Origin of the sequence: Arenibacter sp. S6351L (genome assembly GCF_023016025.1) — a bacterium.
Taxonomy (GTDB): Bacteria; Bacteroidota; Bacteroidia; order Flavobacteriales; family Flavobacteriaceae; genus Arenibacter; species Arenibacter algicola_B.
In genome coordinates, this window is the sequence record NZ_JALKBB010000029.1 from 1 (window position 1) to 18,505 (window position 18,505).

An 18,505-nucleotide genomic window follows, 5' to 3' on the forward strand; every position below is an offset into this window, starting at 1 on the left:
TGAACCAACCGTTTTAATTAATAAATCATTAAAAAGGAATTGAATATTATTATCTTCTGAGAAGATAGCAAGTTATGTTTTAAGCATCTTAAAACTACTACTTCTGGCGAAGTGAAAACCAATGCTGGACCTAAATCTTTATCTGCGATATTCAAGTGGACCATAAAAACCTGCCGCAATTAATTTGATTTTTGATATAGAATTTTTCACCTAACGGGTAATTTTTTGTGGTATGGGAAGAAGAAAGACGAATATTTTTTTGAATACACTTATTTTTTTACGGATGGAAGCCAGAGGTTAATAAAATGAATAGTTCAACTTTCAGGTGCATTTCGGTTCAATTTGTTTTACCTATGTTTTACCCTATAAATAAAAAAAAGGCTTCAATCTCTTGAAGCCCTGTCTTTCCTAGTAGCGGGAACTGGACTCGAACCAGTGACCTTCGGGTTATGAGCCCGACGAGCTACCTACTGCTCTATCCCGCGATGTGCGATTCCAAAACATTCAACTTGGCTCTAAACCTTCAGTTCATAATGCTGACTGAATTATTTCGGACTGCAAAGATACATGCTTTTTATGATTTCCCAAATCTATTTTCAATTAAATATTAAAAATGAGACTAAATTTTTATCAAACATTTAAAAATGCCCAGTTGTAGTCCTCATTGTCCAAAATCTTTCTATTTTGTATCGATTTTAATTACAATCCGTCACTTTTAATTCGCCCGATCATTTATGGATAACTATGGTTTTCTCTCAATCTTACCACCCGTAATCGCTATTATATTGGCGCTCAGAACCAAACAAGTTTATATAGCCCTACTTTTTGGGATATGGTTTTCTTGGGTGATCATCAATGACTGGAATTTCTTCACTGGTACCTTGGCAGCCATTGAAGGGATGGTCAATGTTTTTAAGTCTCCCGGTAATACCAGAACCATAATGTTCAGTGCCTTAGTGGGTGCCTTACTTTTATTTATACAGTATTCCAAAGGTGTTGAAGGTTTTATAAACGAGCTTAATAAGGTAATAGCCTATTTTGAAAAAAAACAAAGTGGCTACAGCAGGGTGGTGGTACAGCTTATGGCTATGTTCACAGGAATATTATTGTTTGTGGAGACCAGTATTAGTTCCTTAACGGTAGGAACCCTATATCGTCCAATTTTCGATAAACTGAAGATTCCCAGGGAAAAACTGGCCTATATTGCCGATTCAAGTTCCGCACCCTCCTCCATTTTAATTCCCTTTAATGCTTGGGGAGCATTTATAATGGGACTTTTGCTTACCCAGGGGGTCGAAAATCCGTTTGGAACCATGCTTTCGTCCATAGCTTATAATTTTTATCCTATCCTGGCCATTGCCATTGTTTTCGTGGTAATTATTACCAAAAAGGATATTGGACCTATGTCAAAAGCGGAAAAGCGCACAAGGGAAACGGGTAAATTGCTAAATGATAATGCCAAACCAATGCTGTCCAGCGAGGTAACCTCCTTTGAGTCCAAGGAAGGGATCAAGGCCAAGGCCTTTAATATGATCGTTCCCTTGGCAACCATGGTAGTCATGATGCCTTTCTTTCTGGCATATACGGGCTGGGATGCTGTGGAGGGTGCAACTTCTTTTGGCGATCATGTTTTTAAAGCTATTGGTCAAGGTTCTGGTTCGTCATCTGTCCTGTACGCAGTTCTGACGGCGATATTGGTTGCTATGGTGCTCTATAGATCTCAAAAAATTATGAAAACCAAGGAAATGATAGACCTCACCCTGAAGGGTATAAGTGAATTGATGCCACTGGCTTTATTAATGTTATTGGCCTTTGCCATAGGAGACGCTTGTAATGCCCTGGGTACTGGACAATTTATCGCAAACTGGTCCAAAGATTGGTTGTCTCCTGTTTTTTTACCGGCAGTTATTTTTGTGATCAGCTCTTTTATTGCATTTTCAACAGGGACTTCTTGGGGGACCTTTGCCATTATGATGGCGATTTCCATGCCGATGGCCGAAATCCATGGCGCACCACTACCTTTGATAGTAGCCGCGACTTTAGGAGGAGGGGTTTTTGGAGATCACTGTTCGCCTATTTCGGACACCTCCATTATTTCCTCCATGGCCTCAGCCAGTGATCACATAGACCATATAAATACCCAGCTGCCCTATGCCCTGATCGGTGGTTTGGTAACAGTGCTGCTATACGTAATTTTAGGCTTTATTATGATATAGATGGAAGGATTCTACTACCTTTGCAATTATTAAAGTTAAAAAGGGAAGATGTCGCATAAAGCCGGTTTTGTAAATATTATAGGAAATCCCAATGTGGGGAAATCCACACTCATGAATGCCTTTGTAGGGGAAAAATTATCTATTATTACCTCCAAGGCCCAAACTACCCGGCACCGTATTTTGGGAATCGTCAATGGGGACGATTTTCAGGTGGTTCTTTCCGATACTCCAGGGATTATAAAACCTGCCTATGAATTGCAGTCTTCTATGATGGATTTTGTAAAGTCTGCCTTTGAAGATGCCGATGTATTGATTTATATGGTGGAGATAGGAGAAAAGGCCCTGAAGGACGAACGCTTTTTTGAAAAAATTAAAAATACCAAGATTCCTGTTTTGCTCTTGCTGAACAAAATTGATGTTTCCGAGCAAGGTATCTTGGAAGAGCAGGTACAGTATTGGCAGGAGCAATTGCCTACAGCGGAAATACATCCCATATCTGCCTTACAGAATTTTAATGTGAAGGAAGTTTTTCTGCGGATTTTGGAATTGCTGCCAGAAGCCCCGCCTTATTATCCCAAGGACCAATTAACGGATAAGCCGGAACGCTTTTTTGTAAACGAAACCATTAGGGAAAAAATTCTTCAATTCTATAAAAAGGAAATTCCGTACTCCGTGGAGATCGATACAGAGGAATTTTTTGAAGACGAGGACATTATCCGCATGCGATCAGTCATCATGGTGGAGCGCGATTCCCAAAAAGGGATTATAATAGGGCATAAAGGAAGTGCTCTGAAAAGGGTAGGGGTGGAAGCCCGCAAGGACTTGGAAAAATTCTTCGACAAGCAGGTTCATTTGGAACTCTATGTTAAGGTAAACAAGAATTGGAGAAGCGATCCCAATCAGTTAAAGCGCTTTGGTTACAACCAGGGTTAGCGTTTTAACAGTTCGTTTTGTTGTTGGCCGCTATTTTTCTTTACTCACAACATTTAGGCTAGATCCTTAACAATTAGTTATTATTTATTTTACGCTTAGCTTATAGCCAGTTTACATCTTTGGTTTTAAATAAATAACCAAAGAAAATGAAAAAAACACTTTTAGCACTTTTCGTAGGTGGAATGCTATTCACCTCCTGTATTAAGGATCATATCGGCCATGGTGGCGGTAATGACGATGTAGATGTATCAACCCTTACATTCGCCAAAATAGGTGGGTTCTCCAACGGTACCGGAGAGGAAGGTTTTGCTGAAATCAGTGCCTTTGATCCCGAGACCAACAAATTGTTTATCGTAAATCCAGTTCAGTCCGAAGTTTCGGTTTGGGATATTTCATCTCCTTCCTCCTCAGTAAAATTAAGCTCAATTTCATTGGCGGGAACTCCAAACAGTGTAGCTGTTCACGACGGACTTTTGGCTGTGGCCGTAGAAAATGCCAATAAACAAATGAATGGTACAGTACAGACTTATGATACCGAGACCCAAGCCTTGGTAAATTCATATAATGTGGGGGCATTGCCAGACATGGTTGCTTTTAGTCCTGATGGGAAATATATAATTTCTGCCAATGAAGGGGAGCCAAATGCTGATTATTCGGTAGATCCAGAGGGGTCTATTTCTGTAGTGGACGTTCAAAAAAATGAAGTTAATACTATGTTTTTTACTTCCTTTAGTGCGGCTTCAATAGGGGACGATTTTAGGGTTTTTGGTCCATCGGCAAGTATTTCCCAGGATGTGGAACCAGAATATGTGGCAGTTTCGGACGATAGTAAGTTTGCCTATGTAACGCTTCAGGAAAATAATGGTATAGCCGTAGTGGATTTAAAGAATAAGGCCATTGCCAATGTTTTTGGTTTAGGTGTAAAAGATTATTCTTTTGGGGAAAATAAGATGGACGCCAGTAACAAGGATGACGTGGTAGGGAACTTTCAGAATTGGCCAGTGCTCGGTTTTTATATGCCGGATGCCATTACTTTTACCAAGCTAGATGGCATGGATTATATTATTACGGCCAATGAAGGGGATTCTAGGGATTACGATGGGTATTCCGAAGAGGAAAGGGTAGAAGATGTAACCTTGGACCCAACAGCTTTCCCTAATGCCGCTGATCTACAAATGAAGGAAAATTTGGGAAGGTTAAAAATTACCACCGCCAATGGTGATATCGATGGCGATGGTGACTTTGATAAAATTTATGCCTACGGAGGAAGGTCTTTTACAATCTGGTCTACTTCTGGGACTTTGGTATATGACAGTGCGGATGAAATTGGAAGAAGGACTTTAGAGCTTAACCCATCTTATTTTAATGCCGATGAGGGCGAGGCCGATGGAAGAAGTGATGATAAAGGTGCCGAACCAGAATCTGTAACTACTTTAAAGGTGGGCAATTCTACTTTGTTATTTGTTGGTTTGGAGCGTACAGGGGGTGTTTTGGTGTATGATATTACCAACCCCAATAGTCCAGAATACGTAAACTGGCTTTTTGATGCCTCGGATATGGCCCCCGAAGGTTTGGTGACTATTTCAGAGGATAATAGCCCAACAGGAAATGCCTTGGTAATTATCACCAATGAGGTTTCCAATACCGTAGCGATTTACGAAATAAAATAGAAAAAATAAATATTGGAATTATCCCTGGGTATCTTGATGTCCAGGGATTTTTTATTTTCATACCAGCATCCAGCATCCAGCATCCAGCATCCAGCATCCAGCATCCAGCATCCAGCATCCAGCATCCAGCATCTAATATCGAGTTCCCGATGCCAACTTATAATTGGTTATCAACCTTGGCATGCTGCAACATAAACTCATGCAATTGATGCATTTGGGGCTTGCCCTTTCTTTTTCCTATTCTACCAAATACATAAAGAACAATCCACGCTACGACCATTAAAGCCATTAACCCGATCTGAAGGCCTATTTCTTTGCCCAGGGCCTTGTTGGAATATGCCCAAACCCCAAAAATGATAAAAAGGGAGGCCACTCCAAAATGGACAAACATAAAGAATGTCCATAAGGTAGGATTGGGACCAAACAATCCATAAATGGTACTGTTGCCGTCCTCTTGGTCCACAATCTCAATTTGTAATTGCGGCGACCAAAAATGGGATTCCGACTTATTGAATTTTATAAAAATATGATGATCGGATCTTTTAACGATAAAAGGAGGATTGTCTACTTCTTGAAACAATTGCAGAATGGGTTGGGCCGGACCTTTTAGGTTAAGTTGGAATCTAGGTCTTAGTACAATTTCGTTGGGTAAAGCTTTCAAACTATTTGGCTGATAATTAGGATAAAAGATACTGTTTTTTCTTCGGATATAAATAGTACTTTTGCATCAAATTAAAAGTATGAGTGCTATAGTAGCCATTGTAGGAAGACCTAATGTAGGCAAATCAACCTTTTTCAACCGATTAATTCAAAGAAGAGAGGCCATTGTTGATGCCGTGAGTGGGGTTACGCGAGATCGTCATTACGGAAAGAGTGATTGGAACGGTGTGGAGTTTTCTTTGATCGATACCGGCGGATATGTGTTAGGGAGCGATGACGTTTTTGAAAAGGAAATAGATAAGCAGGTAGAATTGGCTATCGATGAGGCCGATGCCATCATTTTTATGGTGGACGTGGAATCTGGGGTTACCGGTATGGACGAAGATGTAGCCAATTTGTTGAGACGTGTAAATAAGCCTGTTTTCTTGGTGGTCAATAAGGTAGACAACGGCAAAAGAGCGGAAGATGCCGTAGAGTTTTATTCCTTGGGTCTAGGGGAGTATTATACCATTGCCAGTATAAACGGAAGTGGTACGGGCGATTTGTTGGACGATTTGGTAAAGGTATTACCGGAAAAAGAAAAGGATAAGGACGACTTGCCTCGTTTTGCGGTAGTAGGTAGGCCCAACGCCGGAAAATCGTCTTTTATCAATGCCCTTATCGGGGAGGAAAGATATATAGTAACCGATATTGCCGGTACTACTAGAGACAGTATAGATACTAAATACAACCGGTTTGGGTTCGAATTTAATCTGGTAGATACCGCTGGGATCCGTCGTAAGGCCAAGGTAAGGGAGGATCTGGAGTTCTATTCCGTAATGCGGTCAGTAAGGGCTATTGAACATTCCGATGTCTGTATTCTTATGTTGGATGCCACCCGTGGTTTTGATGGACAGGTGGAAAATATTTTCTGGTTGGCTCAGCGGAACAACAAGGGAATAGTGATCTTGGTAAACAAATGGGATTTGATTGAAGACAAAGAAACCAATACCATTAAACATTACACTCAGAAAATTAAAGAGGCCATAGCACCTTTCACAGATGTGCCCATTCTTTTTATCTCTGTTTTAACAAAACAGCGGATTTTCAAAGCCATTGAAACGGCCGTTCAGGTGTATGAAAATAGGCAAAAAAAGGTGGTGACCAGAAAACTGAACGATATTATGTTGCCCATTATAGAAAACTATCCGCCACCTGCCTATAAGGATAAGTATGTAAAGATTAAATTCTGTACCCAATTGCCAACGCCTTATCCACAGTTCGCTTTTTTCTGCAACCTTCCACAATATGTAAGGGAGCCGTATAAGCGTTTTCTGGAGAATAAATTAAGGGAGAATTTCGATTTTACAGGGGTACCGGTAACGGTATTTATGAGAAAGAAATAGGAAACTGTACCTGTATTGGGGTATTTCTTAATATGAGGTCTTAAAGTTCTGTTAAGCATTTGGGTCGTAGAAGGTCAAGGGTTATTTTTGGGGACTTACCAAACTACCAAGAATCCGAGACATTTTTACCAAATGAAGAAATTTCACTTTTCTATCCTATTTTCCATTTTATTTTTTAGCCTTTCTTTTTCCCAGGATTTTGTTTTGAGCGGGAAGATTGTTGATGCCATTACCCAGGCCCCATTGGAGGCCTCCACTATTTATGCAGAATCTGTAAAAGACAGCACATTGGTGTCATACACCGTATCCGATCAAAAAGGAGCATTTGAATTGGAAGGGGATACAAGTCTTAAGGAGGTAAATGTATTCTTCTCCTATAATGGGTATAAACCATATTATGTAAAAGTTAAATTGGAGTCTCAGGTATATTTGGGGAAAGTACAATTGGAGGAGCAGGCGCAAGAGTTGGAAGGAGTGCTGATTGTGGGCGATAGGGTGCCAATTACTATTAAAAAGGATACCTTGGAATTTAATGCGGATTCATTTAAGACAAAGCCGGATGCTACCGTAGAGGACGTATTGAAAAAGTTGCCCGGGGTAGAAGTGGATAGTGATGGTAAGATCACTGTAAACGGGAAGGAAGTAGACCAGGTACTGGTCAATGGCCAGGTATTCTTTAGTAACGACCCTAAGGTGGCAACCAAAAGTTTGCCCAAGGATATCATAAGTAAGATACAGATTTCGGATACCAAGACCAAAGAGCAGGAGTTTAGTGGAGAAGAAGGGGAAGGGGAGAACAAAACCATTAACCTGACCATAAAGGAAGATAAGAATAAAGGGTATTTGGGAAGAATGGCGGCCGGTTATGGTACTGATGAGAGGTATCAACTCAACGGACTGCTCAATTATTTTAGCAATAAGAAGAGATTGAGTTTTATTGCCAGTTCCAATAATATTAACAATTCCGGATTTTCCTATGACGAAATTTACGATATGGTGGGGAATACCAATGGAGGGTATTCCGGTGCACAGGAATCGGGCTTGATCAATAACTTTGGAAATGGTATTACCACCTCTTCCAACTTGGGTACCAGCTATGCCAATGCGGAAAAGGGCCAGTATAAGATCGATGCCAATTACTTTTTTGGATACAGCGATTCCTATAATGATCAAAAAACATCCCGGGAGAATATTTTGCCTGACAGCAGATATTTTACGGAAAACGAATCCAATTTTGAAGGGTCTACCAATTCCAATCGAGGAGCAGCAAATATAGAATATGATGTGGATAAAACCCTTCGTGTTAGCCTGCAGCCTTCCATGAGTGTCAATAGAACTAATTCTGTGAACAGGAACAATACGTTTTCTACTGATGAGGAGGGAGAATTGATAAACAGCAATAATCGTATCACGGTCAATGACGGTTTTCAAAGAAATTTTTCCAATAGGTTAAGTGTTATGAAAAAGTTGGATACGATTGGCAAACTGATCACTTTTTCATTTTCCAATGACAATACCGAAAACAAAAGCAGTTCCAACCTCAATTCCGTAAGGGAAGTATTTGGGGACGATCCCAGTGTAGAGAACGTGGATCAGCTGTCCGACATCAATAACAAAAGAAATTCCTATGAACTGGAAGCTCGTTATAGGCAGCCTTTGACCACCAAGTTGTTCTTGGATATTGGCTACGAATTTAAGAATGATCACAGGGACAATACCAAGGAGGTTATGGACTATGATGTGGATGATAATAGGTATACCCAGTTTAACGAGGCTTTAAGTTCCGATTTTAACTTTGAAAATATTCAACAGTCACCTTTCTTGGGGTTGCGCCATAACGGAGAAAAGCTAAACCTACGGGTGAACGCTTCTTATGTAATGACCGAGCTGGACAATCAGGACTTTTTGCAAGGGACATCCTTTTCCAAATCGTACAAAAACCTATTGCTAAGAAGCCGATTAAGGTATTCCTTGGGAAAAAATAGTCGGGTTTATTTACGGTACGACTCCCGACTCAATCTTCCTTCGGTAAGTCAGTTGCAGCCAGTACCCAATGTAAACAACCCATTGAACGTGGTAATAGGTAACCCCAATTTGTTGCCAAGTGTGAATCATGGGATAGATTTTAACTACAATAATTATAATTGGAAAGAACGGAGCGGGGTCTTTTTCTATACGGGGCTGGATATACAAAAGGATAGGGTTTCTGCCATATCAACTACCGATGAAAATTTCCTGAGGACCACCAGATATACCAATATTGATGGTAATTACAGTGGCTATGGGGGAATTGGTTATTCCAAGCAGATTAAAAAGGATAGCCTTTATACCTTAAAATTTAATGTAAGGCCACGATTAAGTTACGGTAGGCAGATAAGTTTTACCAACGGAGTTGAACTTAAGGCCAAAAGGTTTGATGTATCGCCCTATGTGTCTACCACCTATAATTATAAGGAGGTTCTGGAAATTGAACCAGGCTATGGTATTTCTTTTAACAATACTACCTACAATCTGGATAATATAGAGGATGTGGAATATACTTCCCAAAATGCCAATCTAAGGGTCACTTCATATTGGCCTAAAAATTTAATTTGGGGCAATGACCTTAAATATAGTTATAACGGAAATGTGGGACCAGGATTTAGAAAGGATGCCCTTTTTTGGAATATGAGTCTCGGTCTTCAAATACTGGAAGATAAAGGTACCCTTAAGGTGTTGGCTTACGACTTGTTGGATCAAAATATAAATACCCGTAGGACTACAGGGGAAGATTTTATTCAGGATTTTCAAGGCACTGTGCTACAGCAGTATTTTATGGCAAGCTTTACCTATAAGTTTGATCAGTTTGGGGGCAAAAAACCCGATATGGGATCAAGGGGAAGGCGTTATTACAATTAATGTTTTTGTTCGAAGGGTTTCTGGTTTAAAGGGTTTAAGGTCTGAATGGTTATTCATTTTCTTTTTCAAATCTTCAAATTAGCCCATTGTTCCATTCTCTTGGATATTGCTTGACCTTCTTTTTTCTTTTTTCTTTCTTCTAGTCTCTTGTTTCTAGTTTAAAAGGTTTGAGGTTTGGAAGGTTATACAGTTGTAGTTTCAAATCTTCAAATTCTCAAACTAGCCCATTGTTCCATTCTCTTGGATATTGCTTGACCTTCTTTTTTCTAGTCTCTAGTTTCTGGTTTGAATTGTTTCTGGTTGGAAGGGTTATTCATTTTCATTTCCACATCTTCACATTTTCAAATTAGCCCATTGTTCCATTCTCTTGGATAGTGCTTGACCTTTTTTTTCTTTCTTCTAGTCTCTAGTCTCTAGTCTCTAGTTTCTGGTTTGAATTGTTTCTAGTTTAAAGGGTTTAAGGTTTGGAAGGTTATACAGTTGTAGTTTCAAATCTTCAAATCTTCAAATCTTCAAATTGTCAAATTACCCAATTAACACATTGTTACATTAAGCAATTGGTACATTTTCACATTAAAACCATCACCAACCTCCTGAAGAACCACCGCCACCAAAGCCGCCACCGCCGAAGCCTCCTCCGAAACCACCGCCGCCAAAACTGCCTCCACCTCCAAAGCCACCGCCCGAGGACCCAGATCTGTAACCGCCACGGCCCATATTGCTGAGCACAATAATATCCCAAAGGTCCATTCCCTTACGGTTTCCTCCCTTGCCACCACCTCCTCTTCTCCCTCTATTGGAAAGTATAATGAGGATTATGATAAAAATGATGAATGGTAGTAAGGTCTGAAATGGAAATCCAGGACTTTTGTCAAAACTGCGCTCTTCCTTGAATTCGCCATTAAGTACCTTAAAAATGGCATCTGCCCCCTTGTTGAGTCCGTTGTAATAGTTGCCCTGCTTGAATTCTGGGATGATTACTGTTTCTATAATGCGTTTGGATAGTGCATCTGTCAATAGCGGCTCAATGCCATAACCTGTATTAATGGCAATTTTTCTGTCGTCCCGTGCCAACAGAATTAAAATACCGTTGTCCTCCTTGGCTTGTCCTATTCCCCAAGCATGTCCCCAGTTTGCTCCTAGAAAGTTTATATTTTCCCCCTGTGTAGAGGAGATAATCGCCGTTACTATCTGGGTGGAAGTACTGTCCGAATAGCGGATCAATTTTTGCTCCAGGCTAGTTTTCTGTTCGGCAGAAAGTAGATTTATATAATCATAAACACTCGTTTGTGCCCCAGGTTTTGGCTTTTCGGGGATTTTAAATTGGGCAACAGTTATAGAGAAGCTGCATAATACTAGGAATAAGAGACTACCCTTTAGATACTTCATTGCTTAATTCGTTGGGATTATTATGCTGCCAGGGGAAATGGGTTTCCAATTCTTTACCGGCCATGAGTATTCCTTCTATGATACCTTGCTTAAAATTTCCTTTTTTAAAATGATTTTCCAGAATCGTTTTGGTATTGTCCCAAAAATTATCGGGGACAACCCGGTTTATGCCCTTGTCGCCATAAATAACAAATTTCTTGTCATGTACGGCAATGTAGATCAATACCCCATTTTCTTCTTTGGTATTGTCCATTTTTAAATAGTGGAATACCTCTTGGGCACGTTCAAAATGGGCTTTTTTGGACATAGGTTCAATATGTACCCTTATTTCCCCGGAAGTATTTTTTTCGGCCTCTACAATAGCATTCACTATTTCCAATTCCTCATCGGCTGTTAAAAAATCTTCTACTTTGGACATCTTGTTTTAGTTGAATTCGAAATTCACGTCTGGAGCTTGCTCTGCGCCGGCTTCCGATTTAAAGTATGCCAATTCATCAAAATTAAATAGGCCTGCCAATACGGAATTTGGGAAGGTTTTTATGTGATTGTTGTAAGGCAAAACACTTTCGTTAAAACGATTTCGTTCTATGTTTATTCTGTTTTCCGTGCCTTCCAATTGTGACTGCAGTTCCAGGAAATTTTGATTTGCCTTCAGGTCAGGGTATCGCTCCACGGTTACCAAAAGACTTTTCAAGGCACCGCTAAGTCCACCCTGTACCTCGTTGAATTTTGCAAGTTGCTCAGGGGTAATATTAGTAGGGTCTATGCTGACCGAGGTGGCCTTGGCCCTTGCTTCTATAACCGCTGTAAGTGTTCCCTTTTCAAAGTCCGCTGCGCCCTGTACTGTCTTAACAAGGTTGCCAATAAGATCGTTACGTCTTTGGTAGGCACTTTCCACATTGGCCCAAGACTGGGTAGAAGTTTCCTTAAGTTTAACAGCGGTATTGTTAAAGCCTACGGCCCATTGGTATAAGCCTATTCCTAAAACCGCGAGGATAATTACTGGAATTAACCATTTTTTCATGATCAGTGTATTTAGTGTTATTTATAGTTGGTTCTTTATTTTGATAAGTTCAGCCTTGACCTTTTCCAATTTTTGGATTACATCAAAGGTAGACAAGGTTTTTAATTTATCTTCCTTTAAATGTGTTTTGGCACCTTCTAGCGTAAAACCGCGCTCCTTTACCAAATGGTAGATAAGTTGAAGATTTTTAATGTCCTGGGGAGTGAATTTTCTATTGCCCTTAGCATTCTTTTTAGGCTTGAGCACGTCGAACTCCTTTTCCCAAAAACGGATAAGTGAGGTGTTCACATCAAAGGCATCGGCCACTTCACCAATACCATAATATCGTTTTTCCGGAAGATCTATATGCATTAATCCAGGGATTGATTTTCTTGGTTTGCGTATTTCAACATATTTTCGAATTCTTCCGCGGTTAAACTGCCGTAGTAGAAGTTAATAGGGTTAATTCTTTCGTCATCTTTCCATACCTCGTAATGTAGGTGTGGCGCTTCTGATCTACCTGTGCTTCCTACAAAACCGATGAGGTCACCTCTTTTTACCTTTTGGCGGGCTTTAACGTTATACTGACTTAAATGACCGTAAAGGCTCATATATCCATAGCCATGATCTATTCTTATATGTTTTCCGTAACCCGAGGCATTGTTGTCCGCTCTAGTAACCGTTCCGTCGCCCGAAGCATATATCGGAGTTCCTTTTGGAGAGGTGAAATCCATTCCCCAGTGCATTTTTCTAGCTTTGGTAAATGGGTCGGAACGCCAACCATAACCAGATGCCATGCGTGTTAGGTCTTCATTCTTTATGGGCTGTATGGCAGGGATTGCCGCTAATAATTTTTCTTTTTCTTCCGCCAGCTTGGTAATTTCATCCAAGGATTTGGATTGAATCACCATTTGCTTTTGAATAATGTCCAGCCTTTTCGTAGTGGCGATGATCATTTCGGAATTGTTGAAGCCTTCTAGGGATTTATACCTGTTTACCCCTCCAAATCCAGCTCTTCTCTGTTCTTCGGGTATTGGGTTGGCTTCGAAATATAATCTGTAAATATTGTTGTCCCGGTCCTCAATATTGGCCAGTACATTTTCTATCTGCTCCATTTTTTTGCCCAGCAATTCGAACTGAAGCTCATAGTTTTTGACCTCTCTGGCCAAGGAAAGTTCTCGTGGGGTGTTTACCAAATTGGTATTTAAAAGTAATATAAGGCCTAAAAATCCAAATAGAAATGACCCTAGAAAAAATAGAGCAATATTTCTAAATCTTCTGGATTTTTTGGGTTCTATCTTACGGTAAGATAGGGTGTCCGGGTCGTAATAATATTTTACCTTAGACATGTATCTAATTTATCCTATTTTTGTGGTCATGTTTATAGATAACTTGCAAATTTGCAAATTGTTTTCTAACAACCGTTAAATATATAAAAAGCTTACCAATTTACATGAAATCCCAAGAAATTAGAGCCAAGTTTTTAGAATTTTTTAAGGAAAAATCCCATAAAATTGTTCCTTCTGCACCTATGGTCATCAAAGATGATCCAACATTAATGTTTACCAATGCGGGTATGAATCAGTTTAAGGAGTTTTTCTTGGGGAACTCTGTACCTAAGAACACTCGTGTGGCCGATACCCAAAAATGCCTTAGGGTTAGTGGCAAGCATAACGACTTGGAAGAGGTGGGGAAGGATACCTACCACCATACCATGTTCGAAATGTTGGGGAACTGGAGTTTTGGGGATTACTTTAAGGTCGAGGCCATTGCTTGGGCATGGGAGTTTTTAACCGAAGTATGCAAGATTGATAAAAATAGCCTATACGTAACCGTCTTTGAGGGCAGTAAGGATGCCGATAAGCTAGATCAAGATACGGAAGCCCTGGAGCTTTGGAGTAAAATAGTGGCCAAGGATAGAATACTTTTTGGGAACAAGAAGGATAATTTTTGGGAAATGGGAGACCAAGGGCCTTGTGGGCCTTGTTCGGAAATTCATGTGGATATCCGTTCCGCAGAGGAAAAAGCAAAAGTATCCGGTGCTGCTCTTGTCAACCAAGATCATCCACAGGTTGTGGAAATCTGGAACTTGGTTTTTATGCAGTACAATAGGAAGGCCAACGGACAATTGGAAGCTTTGCCGGCCAAACATGTGGATACGGGAATGGGCTTTGAGCGTTTGTGTATGGTAATGCAGGGGGTGCAATCCAATTACGACACCGATGTTTTTACACCAATAATCAGGGAGATAGAGACCATCACCAATTCCAAATACGGAAAGGACGAAGAAATAAATATTGCCATAAGGGTAATTGCAGATCATATAAGGGCGGTTTCCTTTTCCATTGCAGACGGACAGTTGCCCAGTAATACAGGGGCTGGCTATGTAATCCGTAGAATTTTGAGAAGGGCCATTCGTTATGGATTTACGTTTTTGAATACTAAGGAACCTTTTATGTTCCAATTGGTAAAGGTGCTTTCCGATACCATGGGTAAATCCTTTCCAGAACTTAAGGACCAACGACAGTTAATAGAAAATGTGGTGAAGGAGGAGGAACATTCCTTCTTAAAGACTTTGGACCAAGGACTATTATTGTTGGATAATATTGTTGCCGAAAACAAGGATAAAAAAATAGACGGTAGAAAAGCCTTTGAGCTATACGATACGTTCGGATTCCCCATTGATTTAACAGCCCTTATTTTAAGTGAAAGAGGGTATGAGCTGGATGAAAAAGGGTTCGAAACCGCCATGAAGGAGCAAAAGGATCGTTCCAGATCGGCCTCCGAAGTGTCCAAAGAAGATTGGATTGTTCTTGCCGATGATCCACATCAGGAATTTGTGGGTTATGATAATTTGGAAACCTCGGTAAAAATTGTAAAATATAGAAAGGTAACTTCCAAAAAAGAAGGAGAGCAATATCAGATCGTATTCAACCTAACCCCGTTTTATCCCGAAGGAGGAGGGCAGGTTGGGGACAAGGGATATTTGGAAGCTCCCAATGGCGATGTGGTATATATCTTGGATACCAAAAAGGAAAATAACGAGATTGTCCATTTTGCAAAAAATTTACCCAAGGATACTGCAGATAAGTTTAAGGCAGTGGTAGATGCAAAGCAACGCAAGAGAACAGAATGTAACCATACGGCTACGCATTTATTGCACCAGGCCCTACGTGAAATTCTGGGGAAACATGTGGAACAAAAAGGTTCTGCAGTGCATTCCAAATACCTGCGTTTCGATTTCTCCCATTTTGCCAAACTTAGTACGGATGAATTGGTAGCCATAGAAAGTTTTGTAAATGCGCGTATAAGCAATGGTCTTCCTTTGGAGGAACAGCGAAATGTACCCATGGAAAAGGCCTTGGAGCAAGGGGCAATGGCCCTGTTCGGGGAAAAGTATGGCGATGCGGTCAGAACCATTCGCTTTGGACAATCCATAGAACTATGCGGGGGTACCCATGTACGGAATACGGCCGATATCTGGCATTTTAGAATTAAGTCGGAAGGGGCCGTGGCCGCGGGAATACGCAGAATAGAAGCCATAACCTCCGATGCTGTCAAGGACTTTTACGCCGAAAGTAATAATACCCTGTTGGAATTAAAGGAACTTTTAAATAATCCCCAGGAACCAGTTAAAGCGTTAACGGCTTTGCAAGAGGAGAACTTGAGGTTGAAAAAAGAGCTGGAAAACCTCTTGAAGGACAAAGCCAAAAACTTGAAGGGCGAGTTGCTCAATGAACTTACTGAAGTAAACGGAATTCAATTCTTGGCGAAGAAGGTGGATTTGGATGCGGCAGGAATAAAGGACATCTCCTTTGAGATGGGACAGAATAGAAAGGACCTATTTTTACTTTTCGCTTCGGAGAACGAAGGGAAAGCACTTTTGTCCTGTTATATCTCCAAAGAACTGGTAGAAGAGAGGAAATTGAATGCCGGAACCATAGTGCGGGAGCTTGGAAAATACATTCAAGGTGGCGGGGGCGGACAGCCGTTTTTTGCTACTGCCGGAGGTAAAAATCCAGCCGGGATTGGCGAGGTGCTCGAGAAAGCTAAAGCTTATATAGTATAGGACGATAGTAATAATCCGAATAGTGGTATAACTTAAGGAGGCTCTAGAGTTGCCTTAGGAAGTCAATGCTTAAAATTGAATCATGAAACTTCAAACACAGGTACCTCTAAAAAAAGCTGAAAATCAGATTGATTATAGAAGTCAGCTAATGGTGTTGGGGTCTTGTTTTGCCAACAATATAGGAGACAAACTGGATTACTATAAATTTCAAACCCTACAAAATCCGTTTGGAATTTTATTTCATCCTATGGCCATTGAAAATTTAATTTCTAGGGCTATTCAACAGAAGGAATACACGGGCGAAGAGGTGTTTTTTTTGAACGAGCGCTGGCAGTGTTATGATGCACATTCCGATTTGTCCTCTGTTACAAAGGAAGAATTGCTTGGTAGCCTAAACTCAGGCTTATTGCAAACGAAACTATATATAACCAAGGCTACGCATATCTTTATTACTTTAGGGACAGCTTGGGCCTATCAATTGAAGGAGAGTGGAAAGGAAGTGGCCAATTGCCATAAGGTTCCTCAGATAGCCTTTCAGAAACAACTACTCTCAATAGAAAAAATCAGTCAGAGTCTTGAGGCAATTATACATCAAATTCGAGCGGTAAATGCAAAGGCCAAGATTGTCTTTACGGTTTCCCCAGTGCGTCACTTAAAGGATGGTTTTGTGGAAAATCAACAAAGTAAGGCACATTTGATCAGTGCGGTTCACCATATAATAAAAGCAGGGAATGCCTCGTATTTTCCGAGTTATGAACTAATGATGGACGAACTTCGGGATTATCGCTTTTACGCGAATGATCTGGTGCATCCCAATGATCTGGCGATTAACTATATCTGGGAAAAATTTAAAGCGGTATGGATTTCCGAAACTTCCTATAGGACTATGGATGAAGTGGCCACTATTCAAAAAGGATTGGATCACCGCCCTTTTAATTTAGAATCGGAAAAGCATCAAAAATTTCTACGACATCTTAAAGAAAGGATAATTTTGCTTCAAGAGCAGTTTCCTTTTATGAAATTCTGACTAAAATAAGGCAATTGCCCTATGGTTTTGTATTCTGTTTTATTGGAGTTTTGAGGCAAATAATTTAAACCTTAAACTTCATGAAATCAAAATTTAACTTTTTACACCTTACGATTTTTCTTTTTGTTATAACCGCTGTGCAAGCACAACAATTGGGTGAATTTAAACCAAAAGATGATGGTTTTAAATCCAATAAAATTGGTGATGGACCAAAGAAAATCTATATCTCGAGCTTTACTATAAATTTTGAAATTTATAAGGAGGCGGTCGATGAAAAAAAAGCCGGTGGATTTGGGCGAAGTATTAAAAACGCTTCCAAAGCAAAAGCGGCCGTTGGATTGGCGTCTTTGGACAAAGAGGCCATTCAGGCAAAAGCGGATCAATTATATACCGAGTTTATAGCGGATTTTAAAAATAAGGGATATGAGCTAATAACAAGCGAAGAAGCCGGTAAAACCGACACCTATAAGGGCTGGGAAAAGGCTGTTGGTCCAATGCTTTTTGAAACCGATATGACAGGGATTATTGCGGTTGTACCTACAGATTACTCTTATTACTATAAAGATAGAAATGCATTTTCTTCCAAATTGGGAGGATTTGATAAAACAGCTCAAAATTTGTCCAGTGAATTGGATGATGCCTTAATAGCCGATGTTTCATTGGTTTATGTTTTTTCTTCCTTGGGGACAGATTGGAATATTGGCAATCAGGCCAAAGTAAAGCTTTTTGTGAATTATAGATTAGCCGATACCTATACCGTAACGGATGAAAAAACTTCAGCAGGATTAACAAGCATGTTCGACAAATCCAAACAAGCGGTCGGACTTTCCAGTTATGTGAATTTTACACGTGGAAAATTGAAAATTGGTGGGAGTCCAGAATCTCAATACTTAGGAAGTATGAAATCTGATTTGGAAATTGATGGCGTTATGCAGAAAGAAAAGATTGCCGCCTATTCCACTCAAACCCAGGCAACGGCTACATTACTGAATCCGATAGTTTCTATTCGAGGGGATAATTATAGCGAAACCACCAAATGGCTCCAGCCTGATGGAGGCAAATATGCAGAAGGAATATATTTGGCAGGTAAAAAACTACTTGAATACCATGCCAGCGAAATACTTGGCAAGTAATCATAATTATTGATTGGGGGCTATCTCAGGAAAAGGACCCAATTGTAGCCCTATTTAATGCTCAAGATAATTTGTCTGTCTTGGCCTTCATACCTTAATTAATAGTTTGAAAAGTTTGCACC

14 protein-coding genes and 1 tRNA gene are annotated in these 18,505 nt (G+C 40.2%); 8 read left to right on the forward strand and 7 right to left on the reverse strand.

Translation table 11 applies throughout. From position 1 onward, the window contains the following. Nucleotides 1-412 precede the first annotated feature (412 nt). Nucleotides 413-485, reverse strand: a tRNA-Met gene (locus tag MWU82_RS19425). A gap of 249 nt (nucleotides 486-734) precedes the next feature. Here MWU82_RS19425 and MWU82_RS19430 point away from each other — a divergent pair. From MWU82_RS19430 to MWU82_RS19440, 3 genes are all read left to right on the forward strand, one after another. Then, nucleotides 735-2,216 (forward strand): Na+/H+ antiporter NhaC family protein, encoded by a 1,482-nt coding sequence (locus MWU82_RS19430; protein WP_247097621.1) that lies wholly within the window; start codon nucleotides 735-737, stop codon nucleotides 2,214-2,216. Between the two features lie 48 nt (nucleotides 2,217-2,264). Beyond that, complete coding sequence (gene era / locus MWU82_RS19435; RefSeq protein WP_247097622.1) at nucleotides 2,265-3,149, forward strand: GTPase Era; 885 nt, start codon at nucleotides 2,265-2,267, stop codon at nucleotides 3,147-3,149. A gap of 146 nt (nucleotides 3,150-3,295) precedes the next feature. Further along, entirely contained in the window at nucleotides 3,296-4,819 is a 1,524-nt protein-coding gene (locus MWU82_RS19440) for a choice-of-anchor I family protein (protein ID WP_247097623.1), read from the forward strand. 157 nt (nucleotides 4,820-4,976) lie between these two features. On the opposite strand, the gene MWU82_RS19445 is transcribed toward MWU82_RS19440, so the two are convergent. Further along, entirely contained in the window at nucleotides 4,977-5,480 is a 504-nt protein-coding gene (locus tag MWU82_RS19445; protein ID WP_247097624.1) for a GTP-binding protein, read from the reverse strand. A gap of 79 nt (nucleotides 5,481-5,559) precedes the next feature. Here MWU82_RS19445 and der point away from each other — a divergent pair, with 79 nt between their 5' ends. Both der and MWU82_RS19455 read left to right on the forward strand, forming a co-directional pair. Beyond that, nucleotides 5,560-6,864 (forward strand): ribosome biogenesis GTPase Der, encoded by a 1,305-nt coding sequence (gene der / locus MWU82_RS19450; RefSeq protein ID WP_215949193.1) that lies wholly within the window; start codon nucleotides 5,560-5,562, stop codon nucleotides 6,862-6,864. Between the two features lie 132 nt (nucleotides 6,865-6,996). Next, on the forward strand, nucleotides 6,997-9,762 hold the full coding sequence (locus tag MWU82_RS19455; protein WP_247097625.1) for an outer membrane beta-barrel protein: 2,766 nt from the start codon (nucleotides 6,997-6,999) through the stop codon (nucleotides 9,760-9,762). A gap of 582 nt (nucleotides 9,763-10,344) precedes the next feature. Here MWU82_RS19455 and MWU82_RS19460 read toward each other — a convergent pair. From MWU82_RS19460 to MWU82_RS19480, 5 genes are read right to left on the reverse strand one after another with little or no spacing between them, the layout of a single operon-like run. Further along, nucleotides 10,345-11,151, reverse strand: a complete 807-nt coding sequence (locus tag MWU82_RS19460) for a TPM domain-containing protein (RefSeq protein WP_215949195.1) — start codon at nucleotides 11,149-11,151, stop codon at nucleotides 10,345-10,347. Further along, nucleotides 11,132-11,569, reverse strand: coding sequence for a TPM domain-containing protein (locus tag MWU82_RS19465; RefSeq protein ID WP_215949196.1), 438 nt, complete (start codon nucleotides 11,567-11,569; stop codon nucleotides 11,132-11,134). Before MWU82_RS19465 ends, MWU82_RS19460 begins: the two co-directional genes overlap by 20 nt. Nucleotides 11,570-11,575: 6 nt before the next feature. Further along, complete coding sequence (locus tag MWU82_RS19470) at nucleotides 11,576-12,175, reverse strand: LemA family protein (RefSeq protein ID WP_215949197.1); 600 nt, start codon at nucleotides 12,173-12,175, stop codon at nucleotides 11,576-11,578. A gap of 21 nt (nucleotides 12,176-12,196) precedes the next feature. After that, nucleotides 12,197-12,526: a MerR family transcriptional regulator gene (locus MWU82_RS19475; protein ID WP_031445282.1), complete on the reverse strand. Its 330-nt coding sequence runs from the start codon at nucleotides 12,524-12,526 to the stop codon at nucleotides 12,197-12,199. Continuing rightward, nucleotides 12,526-13,503 (reverse strand): M23 family metallopeptidase, encoded by a 978-nt coding sequence (locus MWU82_RS19480; protein ID WP_072860729.1) that lies wholly within the window; start codon nucleotides 13,501-13,503, stop codon nucleotides 12,526-12,528. Before MWU82_RS19480 ends, MWU82_RS19475 begins: the two co-directional genes overlap by 1 nt. Before the next feature lie 104 nt (nucleotides 13,504-13,607). Here MWU82_RS19480 and alaS point away from each other — a divergent pair, with 104 nt between their 5' ends. From alaS to MWU82_RS19495, 3 genes are all read left to right on the forward strand, one after another. Further along, on the forward strand, nucleotides 13,608-16,223 hold the full coding sequence (gene alaS / locus MWU82_RS19485) for an alanine--tRNA ligase (protein WP_247097626.1): 2,616 nt from the start codon (nucleotides 13,608-13,610) through the stop codon (nucleotides 16,221-16,223). An 82-nt stretch (nucleotides 16,224-16,305) separates the two neighbouring features. Continuing rightward, the gene (locus MWU82_RS19490) at nucleotides 16,306-17,250 is read left to right on the forward strand and encodes a GSCFA domain-containing protein (protein ID WP_247097627.1); all 945 of its coding nucleotides are present in this window, start codon (nucleotides 16,306-16,308) and stop codon (nucleotides 17,248-17,250) included. An 80-nt stretch (nucleotides 17,251-17,330) separates the two neighbouring features. Continuing rightward, entirely contained in the window at nucleotides 17,331-18,383 is a 1,053-nt protein-coding gene (locus MWU82_RS19495; RefSeq protein ID WP_247097628.1) for a hypothetical protein, read from the forward strand. Nucleotides 18,384-18,505 lie beyond the last annotated feature (122 nt).